10 protein-coding genes and 1 pseudogene are annotated in these 8,252 nt (G+C 71.0%); 9 read left to right on the plus strand and 2 right to left on the minus strand.

Features of this window, described 5'->3' with window-relative positions; genetic code table 11:
- Positions 1-379, plus strand: a pseudogene (locus KBX53_RS14050) (hypothetical protein); the annotation flags it as partial.
- A 261-nt stretch (positions 380-640) separates the two neighbouring features.
- On the opposite strand, the gene KBX53_RS14055 reads toward KBX53_RS14050, so the two are convergent.
- Both KBX53_RS14055 and KBX53_RS14060 read right to left on the minus strand, forming a co-directional pair.
- Positions 641-1,309 carry a DUF1345 domain-containing protein gene (locus tag KBX53_RS14055; protein WP_210859667.1) on the minus strand — a complete coding sequence of 223 codons (669 nt, stop codon included), beginning with the start codon at positions 1,307-1,309 and terminating at the stop codon, positions 641-643.
- A 42-nt stretch (positions 1,310-1,351) separates the two neighbouring features.
- Positions 1,352-1,624 (minus strand): DUF2795 domain-containing protein, encoded by a 273-nt coding sequence (locus KBX53_RS14060; protein ID WP_030332551.1) that lies wholly within the window; start codon positions 1,622-1,624, stop codon positions 1,352-1,354.
- 155 nt (positions 1,625-1,779) lie between these two features.
- Between KBX53_RS14060 and KBX53_RS14065 the strand changes: the two genes are divergently transcribed.
- The 8 genes from KBX53_RS14065 to KBX53_RS14100 form a co-directional block, all read left to right on the plus strand.
- Positions 1,780-2,190, plus strand: coding sequence for a DUF2267 domain-containing protein (locus tag KBX53_RS14065; protein ID WP_030332553.1), 411 nt, complete (start codon positions 1,780-1,782; stop codon positions 2,188-2,190).
- A gap of 217 nt (positions 2,191-2,407) precedes the next feature.
- Positions 2,408-3,433: a TerC/Alx family metal homeostasis membrane protein gene (locus tag KBX53_RS14070; protein WP_030332554.1), complete on the plus strand. Its 1,026-nt coding sequence runs from the start codon at positions 2,408-2,410 to the stop codon at positions 3,431-3,433.
- Between the two features lie 75 nt (positions 3,434-3,508).
- Complete coding sequence (locus tag KBX53_RS14075; RefSeq protein ID WP_030332555.1) at positions 3,509-4,108, plus strand: sulfite oxidase-like oxidoreductase; 600 nt, start codon at positions 3,509-3,511, stop codon at positions 4,106-4,108.
- 7 nt (positions 4,109-4,115) lie between these two features.
- Positions 4,116-4,880: a ferredoxin reductase gene (locus KBX53_RS14080; RefSeq protein WP_030332556.1), complete on the plus strand. Its 765-nt coding sequence runs from the start codon at positions 4,116-4,118 to the stop codon at positions 4,878-4,880.
- A gap of 24 nt (positions 4,881-4,904) precedes the next feature.
- The gene (locus KBX53_RS14085; protein ID WP_210859668.1) at positions 4,905-5,198 is read left to right on the plus strand and encodes a DUF6510 family protein; all 294 of its coding nucleotides are present in this window, start codon (positions 4,905-4,907) and stop codon (positions 5,196-5,198) included.
- Positions 5,199-5,418: 220 nt separating this feature from the next.
- On the plus strand, positions 5,419-6,141 hold the full coding sequence (locus KBX53_RS14090) for a VOC family protein (RefSeq protein ID WP_210859669.1): 723 nt from the start codon (positions 5,419-5,421) through the stop codon (positions 6,139-6,141).
- Between the two features lie 186 nt (positions 6,142-6,327).
- Positions 6,328-6,855, plus strand: coding sequence for a GNAT family protein (locus tag KBX53_RS14095; RefSeq protein WP_307857950.1), 528 nt, complete (start codon positions 6,328-6,330; stop codon positions 6,853-6,855).
- A 117-nt stretch (positions 6,856-6,972) separates the two neighbouring features.
- Positions 6,973-8,252, plus strand: a 1,280-nt coding sequence (locus KBX53_RS14100; protein ID WP_210859671.1) for an NAD(P)/FAD-dependent oxidoreductase, incomplete at its 3' end; no start/stop codon positions are given.

The following is an 8,252-nucleotide window of genomic DNA, read 5'->3' on the forward strand; positions in this document are numbered from 1 at the left end:
CGGCCACGGTCAGCGGCATGTCCTGCCACCCGTCAACCTGCTTCAGACCCTTGAGGAACGCGGTCGTGGAGTACTCGGGGTCGGTGATCTGCTCCGGCGTACCCCAACCCGAGCTCGGGCGCTGCTCGCCGAGCTTCCGGGGGTGGACGGCCAGGTCGTCGACCTGTTCCTGCGCGAGGCTCAGGCGTTGTGGCGGGAGGTGGCGCCGGTCGCCGACCGGCGGGCGTTGGCTGCCGCGCGCCGACTCGGGCTGGGCAGGTCGGCCGACGACCTGGCCGGCCTGGCCAGTGGCGAGTCGGAGCAGTTGGCCTGGCTGGTGGGGGCGTTGGCCCGGGTCGACCTGGAGCACCGGTACGCGGAGGTGAGCGGTCGGCGGTGACGTGCCCTGGCCCACACTTCCGCAAATTCTGACCAAACGGGGGATGTTCTGTCGTATGGTTGGACACGGCAGTGCTGGCCGCTCGGTTCGGGCGGGCCTCCACCGCCTGGTGACCGCGACCGGTTCGGATGCGGTTCACCGCCTGGGCAGGCTTGCGTGGCGCCCTCGGTCGCGGTTCGTGACCAGGGGCGCCCGCCTGTCCCGGCCCTTCGATCGGCCCCGCCCCGTGTCGCGCTCCGGGGGACCGGCCAGCCGGTGTCGTCATCGCGCCAGACCCGCCAGCAGGTTCACTGTCACGGCGATGATGAACGCGCCGAACAGGTACGACACCATCGAGTGGCGCAGCACCGTACGACGCATCTCGTTGCTGGTCAGGTTGGTGTCGGAGACCTGGAACGTCGTCCCGATGGTGAACGCGACGTACGCGAAGTCGGAGTAGCGCGGCGGTTCGGGTTGGTTGAAGTTCACCCCGCCATCCGGGCCCGTGTAGTAGATCCGGGCGTACCGGGCGGCGAACACTGTGTGCACCACGAACCAGGAGAGCACGACGCTGAGCACGCCCAGGCCGCTGTGCAGTTCCCGGGCGAGTCCGGGGGGCGCGCTCTGCGCGCTGGCCACCACCAACCCCACGGCGAGCAGGCTGGCCAGGCAGGCGAAGAGCAGCAGGGCGTCCCGGACCGCCCGGTTCGGGTCCTCGTGCACGGCCAGTTGGGCGGTCCGCTCGGCGTCCATCGGCCAGATCTTGTGCCAGATCAGCACGAGCCAGCTGAGCGCGCCCACGTCCCAGCCGGCCAGCGCGGCGAGCGGCAGCGGCAGCACGAGCGCGAAGGCGCAGCCGGCGACGACCCCGACCACCGCCACGACGGCGAGCTGCCGCGCGGCGGGGAAGCGCACATCCATCGGCCGGGACGGGCCACCGGTGTAGGTCATCGGTGACGATTACTTCGCCGGGCTGTGGGCGTCACCGCTGGGTCAGATGCCGCGCAGGTGCTGCGAGACCCGGTTGTGCTTCTTGTCCCGGGCCTGCTCGGCCCGCTGGGCGGGGCCGACCTCGGGCGCGGCCTCGATCCCGGCGGACCGGGCCACCTCGGTACCGTTGGCGTAGTCGACCGGCGGCAGGGCGCGCAGCGCCTTCAGCACGTCCGGCGGGGCGCCCTCCCGTTCGGCCTCGCGGACCACGTCGTCCTTCTCGGCCGGGTAGTCCAGGCTCGACAGGTACTGCAGGACGTCGGCGTAGCTCGCCATGGCGTGGGCTCCCTCGGGCATCGATGTGGTGACGACCGGCGGCGGTTACCCGTCTGCCGGCCGGTCACGCCCACCCGCCGGGGGTAACCGGGTGCCGTTTCTCCTCGCCCGTCGCGGGTACCCGCTGACGCCGACGCGACCCAAGGGAGTACGCGATGAACTACGACACCTTCATCGACCAGGTTTCCCAGCGCACCGCGACGTCGTCCGAGCGGGCGGTCGAGCTGACCCGGGCCGTGTTGGAGACGTTCGCCGAGCGGTTGACCGGCGGCGAGGTTCTGGACCTGGCCGCCCAGTTGCCCCAACCGCTGCAACTCGTGCTGAAACCGAGCCCGAGCACCGAGCAGGCGGACCGGTTCGGCGCGGCGGAGTTCGTGGCCCGGGTCGCGGTGCGCGCCGGGGTGCAGGAGCCGGCCGCCCGGGACGCCAGTCGGGCGGTTTTCACCACCCTGCGCGAGGCGATCACCGGCGGTGAGTTCGATGACGTGGCGACTCAACTGCCGCGTGACTATCGGGGCCTGGTCGAGCAGGCGATGGCCCCGGGAGCGACGCTGCGCCGCGGCTGACCGCGCCCGTTGCGGGTACGCACAGCGGTTTACCAGGGCAACCATCGATGTCCCGCTTGGCGCGGTGATTCAGCCTGGCCTAACCTTGTCGTGCGAGGGGAGTACTTCCCACGAACCATTCCGGTCAGTACGGCGCGCCCGGCGCGCCTCGGGTGGTTGCCCACCAGGTGGTGGGTGAAGGAGACCTCGAACATGACGGTGTTCGAGGAGACCCCATATGAGCCAAGTGTCGTATCTGTCCGCTGCCAGTGACCTGTCGTCGGTGGGCACGCCCACGCTGTGGGCGGTCACCATCATCGGGGTCATCCTGCTGCTGGTGCTGGACTTCCTGGTCACCCGTCGCCCGCACGAGGTCTCCATGCGGGAGGCCGTCGGCTGGTCGGCGTTCTACATCGCGCTGCCGCTGGCGTTCGGCGCCTGGATCTGGTCCCGCTTCGGCTCCCAGCAGGGCGTGGAGTACCTGACCGGTTACCTGGTGGAGAAGTCGCTCTCGGTCGACAACCTCTTCGTCTTCATGCTGCTGCTGGCCGCGTTCGCGGTGCCGGCGGTGCTCGCCCAGCGGGTGCTGCTCTACGGCATCGCCGGTGCGCTGGTGCTGCGGGCCGTCTTCATCGCCCTCGGCGCGGCGGCGTTGCAGACCCTCGACTTCGCCTTCCTGCTCTTCGCGATCATCCTCATCGCCACCGCGGTGAAGCTGCTGCGCGACGCCTTGTCCGGGCATCAGCAGGAAGTCGACATCAACAAGATGCGGTCGGTGAAGCTGCTGCGCAAGATCATGCCGGTGGTCGACGAGTACCACGGCACCAAGATGACCGTGCGGCAGGGCGCGAAGCGGGCGCTCACCCCGTTCGCCCTGGTGGTGGTCGCGGTGCTGGCCACCGACATCGTCTTCGCCGTCGACTCGGTGCCCGCCGTCTACGGCATCACCGAGGACCCGTACCTGGTCTTCGCCACCAACGCGTTCGCCCTGCTCGGCCTGCGGGCGCTCTACTTCGTCCTGCACGCGGCGCTGAGCCGGCTGGTGCACCTCAGCTACGGTCTGGCCGTCATCCTGGCGTTCATCGGCCTCAAGCTGGGTCTGCACTGGGCGCACGGCATCTGGGAGGGTGTGCCGGAGATCCCCACCCTGGCCTCGCTCGGCGTGATCATCGGTGTGCTGGTGGTCGTCACGGTGACCAGCCTGCGCGCCACCCGCGGCGGCGACCTGCCCGCGGACCGCGAGGTCGTCGCGAAGCGGCACTGACCGCGCCGCGCCAGCCGACGAGGGGGTACGCGGGAAAGCTCCCGCCCCGGCCGGGGCGGATGGTACGACTGTGCAATGGGAATCGTGTCACCCGGCTTTCAGGGCCGGCCCCGAACGCAGGAGCCGGCCCTGCCACCCGGTCAGTACCTGACCGAGGACTTTCCGGTGCTCTCGGCCGGCCCGACGCCCCGGGTGTCCCTGGACACCTGGGAGTTCGTCATCTCCGCCGAGAACGGCAGCGAGCACCGGTGGTCGTGGCAGGAGCTGATGGCCCTGCCGCAGGAGACGCCGACGGTGGACATCCACTGCGTCACCCGTTGGTCCAAGCTCGGCACCAGCTGGCAGGGCGTCTCACTGGACACGCTGCTCGCCGACGTCGACACCGGGGCGCACTTCGCGCTCGCGCACTCCTACGGCGGGTACACCACCAACCTGCCGCTGGACGACCTGCGTGGCGGCCAGGCGTGGGTGGTGCACACCTTCGACGGCGCCCCACTGCCCGCCGAGCACGGCGGGCCGGCCCGACTGCTGGTGCCGCACCTGTACTTCTGGAAGTCCGCCAAGTGGGTGCGCGGCCTGCGGCTCAAGACGATGGACGAGCCGGGGTTCTGGGAGACCGCCGGCTACCACGACTACGGCGACCCGTGGCGCGAACAGCGGTACCAGGGTGACTGAGCGCGCCGTGGCGACGAGCACCCAGCCTCGAACGCCGAACCGCTGGCAGGTGGGCCGGCTGGTGGAGCGCCGGGTGGAGACGGCGACCGCGCAGACCCTGGTGCTGGAGGTGCCGGACTGGCCGGGGCACCTGCCCGGACAGCACGTCGACCTGCGGCTCACCGCTCCGGACGGTTACCAGGCGGCCCGCTCGTACTCGATCGCCGGGCCGGCCGTCGACGGGCCCGGCGGCCCGCGCATCGAGGTGACGGTGCAGCGGGTGCACGACGGCGAGGTGTCCCCGTACCTCATCGATGTCTTTTCCGCCGGCGACCCGGTGGAGGTGCGCGGACCGCTCGGTGGCTGGTTCATCTGGCGCTCCGAGGAGACCGCGCCGGTGCAGCTCGTCGCCGGTGGTTCCGGCATCGTGCCGCTGATGGCGATGATCCGGGCCCGGCGGGCGGTGGGCAGCAAGGCCCCGTTCCGGCTGATCTACTCGGTGCGCACCCCCGCCGACGTCATCTACGCCGACGAGCTGCGCCGCCGGGTCCGTGACGACTTCGGGCTGGACGTCGCGTACGTCTACACCCGCGAGGCGCCCGACGGCTGGCGCGGCGAACCGCACCGGATCGGGCTGGCCGACGTCAACACGCACGGGTGGCCCCCGGATCTGGAACCGCTCACCTACGTCTGCGGCCCGACCGCGTTCGTGGAGACCGTCGCCGACCTGCTGGTGGGGCTGGGGCACCCGTCACGCCGGGTCAAGACCGAACGCTTCGGCCCCACCGGCTGACGCCCGCCCTGTCGAGGAGATCCGATGACCGAGATGTCGTACCTGGACGGCAACATGCTCGACGGCCCGATGCGCGAGCTGTTCACCGTCGACCTGAGCAGCGCGATGGGCCGCTGTGAGAACTGCGGGATGACCGGCTCGATGGCCAGCCTGCACGTCTACTCGCACGCTCCGGGCCTGGTCGCCCGCTGCCCCTCCTGCGAGGAGGTGATGGTGCGCCTGGTGCGCGGGCCGGACCGGGCCTGGCTGGACATGCGCGGCACCACCTACCTCCAGGTGCCGATGCCGATGGAGCAACCGTTCCCCGGCCCGCTCTGACGGGTCGCTCGCCCGGCTGAGGCGCCCCGGTCGTACAGGGCCTGCCACACCGGGGCCAGGCTGAGTCCTTCCTCGGTGAGCCGACGCTGGGGCTGGGGTGTGGCAGCGCCCTACCGGGGATGACACCGCCGAAACTCGGGTGCGGTCGACCTGGCACACCCCTAGGCTCGCGCTCCGACGGCCGGCACGGCGTCCGGTCGGAGGGGAGACGAGCGCTGCGATGACCGCACACCTGTTCGCGATCAGCTTCGACGCGCGTGAGCCGCTGCGGCTCGCCCGGTTCTGGTCCGGGCTGCTGGATCGGGAGATGGTGGAGGATCCGCAGGACGGCGTCCTGGTCCTGCCGGGAGCCGACCCGGAACTGCGCCTGCGCTTCGTGCCCTGGGATCAGCCGAAGGTCGTCCAGAACCGGATGCACTTCGACCTGACCAGCAGTTCGCTGGAGGACCAGCGGCAGACGGTGGCCAGGGCGTTGGATCTCGGCGCGCGGCACGCCGACATCGGGCAGGGCCCGGAGATCGATCATGTGGTGCTCGCCGACCCCGAGGGCAACGAGTTCGACGTCATCGCACCGGGCAACAATTTCCTCGCCGGCTGCGGCTTCGTCGGTGCGCTGGCCTGCGACGGATCGCCGGCGGTGGGGTACTTCTGGAGTCGGGCGCTCGGGTGGCCGCTGGTCTGGGACGAGGGCGAGGAGACCGCCATCCAGTCACCGAACGGCGGCACGAAGATCACCTGGGGCGGTCCGCCGTACATGCCGAACGGCGGCCGGGACCGGGTGCGTTTCGATCTCGCCCCGGCCGCTGGGGTCGACTGGCAGGTCGAGGTCGACCGTCTGCTCTCACTCGGTGCGACCCGGCTCGGCACCGACCCGGACGGAACGGGCCGTCTCGCGCTGGCCGACCCTGATGGTCAGGAGTTCAGCCTGCTGATGCCTCGCTAGCGGCGACCAACGCCCGCATGATCGCGCTCGATCAGTGATGTGGTGGTCACGTGCGCCGCCGGATGCCACTACATCCTTGTTCGAGCACGATCACGCGACGTTCGAGCACGATCACGGAACCGCGGGCGCCACGCACCGGCCGGCCGGTTGGACAACGGCGGCAGCGGTCGGTCAGAGTGGTCGGCCGTGAGATACCTGCGTAGCGGTGGTCCCGCCGCGATCCGGCGGCCCCGGCCCACCGACTCCGGCGAGTTCGTCGCCGCCGCGCGGCGCAGTCGGGACCTGCACCATCCGTGGTTGGCCGCGCCGGCCACCCCCGAGGAGTACGACCTCTACCTGCGCCGGATCCGTCGCCGCGACAGCGCCGGTTACCTGATCTGCGACCGGGCCAGCGGCGCGATCGCCGGCTACGTGAACATCAGCGGCATCGTGCTCGGCGCGCTGCGTGGCGGCTTCCTGGGATACGCGGCGTTCCTGCCGTACAGCGGGACCGGGCACGCCTCGGCGGGAATCGCCCTGGCGATCGACCACGCGTTCACCTCGGTCGGTCTGCACCGCCTGGAGGCGAACATCCAGCCGGGCAACGAGCCGTCGCGGCGGGTGGCCCGCAAGCTCGGATTCCGGTTGGAGGGCTTCTCCCCGGACTACCTGTTCATCGACGGCGCCTGGCGCGACCACGAACGCTGGGCGATCACCGCGCCCGCCCCCGCCTGACCGCCGGAGCTCCGACGGTCGGGGACGGTCGCAGCGACCACGTTCGGCTGCGGTGCGAGCCGAGCGCGGGTGCCGCGTCCGACGTTTGTCCGGGGCTTCGACGGGAAACGGCCCGCAATGACGAAACCTCGTGTGGTGATCGTGGGGGCCGGGTTCGCCGGTTACCACGCGGCGAAGACGTTGAGCCGGATCGCCCGGGACCGGGCCGAGATCGTGGTGCTGAACTCCACCGACTACTTCCTGTACCTGCCGCTGTTGCCCGAGGTGGCGGCCGGGGTGGTCGAGCCCAAGCGGATCGCCGTGCCGCTGACGGGGACGCTCAAGGGCGTACGGGTGGTGGTCGGCGAGGCGGACCACGTCGACCTGCAGAACCGGTGGGTCGGCTTCACCCAGGCCGAGGGGGACAAGAACCGGCTGGCCTACGACCGGCTGATCCTCGCCGTGGGCAGCGTCAACAAGCTGCTGCCCATCCCCGGGGTGACCGAGTATGCGCACGGCTTCCGCGGCCTGCCCGAGGCCGTCTACCTGCACGATCACATCGTCCGCCAGCTCGAGCTGGCCGAGCAGGCCGAGGACCCGGCGGAGCAGCAGGCCCGCTCCACCTTCGTGGTGGTCGGGGCGGGCTACACCGGCACCGAGGTCGCCGCGCACGGGCAGCTGTTCACCGACGCGCTGCACGCCCAACGGCCACGGCTCACCGTCCGCCCCCGCTGGATGCTGCTCGACGTGGCGTCGCGGGTGCTGCCGGAGTTGGACAAGCGAATGTCGGACACCTCGCACAAGGTGCTCAACCGGCGTGGGGTGGACGTGCGGATGGGCACCTCGGTGGCCGAGGCGACCTGCGACGGGGTGAAGCTCACCGACGGTGAGTACGTGCCGACCTGCACCCTGGTGTGGTGTGTGGGGGTGCGACCCGACCCGTTCGTCAACGAGTTGGGCCTGCGGACCGACCGGGGTCGACTAATCACCGACGAGTTCCTCAACGTTCCCGGCTACCCGGAGGTGTACGCGTGCGGCGACGCCGCCGCCGTGCCGGACCTGGTCAACCCGGGGAAGGTCTGCGGGATGACGGCCCAGCACGCGCAGCGGCAGGGCAAGCGCGCGGCGTACAACATCGCCGCGTCGTACGGGTTCGGCCGGCGCAAGCCGTACAAGCACCACGACCTGGGCTGGGTCGTCGACCTCGGTGGCAAGGACGCGGCGGCGAACCCGTTGCAGGTCAACCTGGCCGGGTTGCCGGCCAAGGCGGTCACCCGGGCGGACCACCTGATGGCGATGCCGGGAAACCGCACGCGGGTCAGTGCCGACTGGGCGTTGGACGCCGCGTTGACCCGCTCGGCCGTCGAGTTGGGGTTGGTGCCGGCGAACGCGGTGCCGTTGGAGAGCACCACGCCGGA

The organism is Micromonospora sp. M51 (genome assembly GCF_018070305.1).
GTDB classification, from domain to species: domain Bacteria; phylum Actinomycetota; class Actinomycetes; order Mycobacteriales; family Micromonosporaceae; genus Micromonospora; species Micromonospora parva.

Excerpts from the sequence above, each read along its gene's own strand:
- KBX53_RS14055 (WP_210859667.1), bottom strand. The coding sequence starts at position 1,309 with ATGACCTACACCGGTGGCCCGTCCCGGCCGATGGATGTGCGCTTCCCC.
- KBX53_RS14060 (WP_030332551.1), bottom strand. The coding sequence starts at position 1,624 with ATGGCGAGCTACGCCGACGTCCTGCAGTACCTGTCGAGCCTGGACTAC.
- KBX53_RS14065 (WP_030332553.1), top strand. The coding sequence starts at position 1,780 with ATGAACTACGACACCTTCATCGACCAGGTTTCCCAGCGCACCGCGACG.
- KBX53_RS14070 (WP_030332554.1), top strand. The coding sequence starts at position 2,408 with ATGAGCCAAGTGTCGTATCTGTCCGCTGCCAGTGACCTGTCGTCGGTG.
- KBX53_RS14075 (WP_030332555.1), top strand. The coding sequence starts at position 3,509 with ATGGGAATCGTGTCACCCGGCTTTCAGGGCCGGCCCCGAACGCAGGAG.
- KBX53_RS14085 (WP_210859668.1), top strand. The coding sequence starts at position 4,905 with ATGACCGAGATGTCGTACCTGGACGGCAACATGCTCGACGGCCCGATG.
- KBX53_RS14090 (WP_210859669.1), top strand. The coding sequence starts at position 5,419 with ATGACCGCACACCTGTTCGCGATCAGCTTCGACGCGCGTGAGCCGCTG.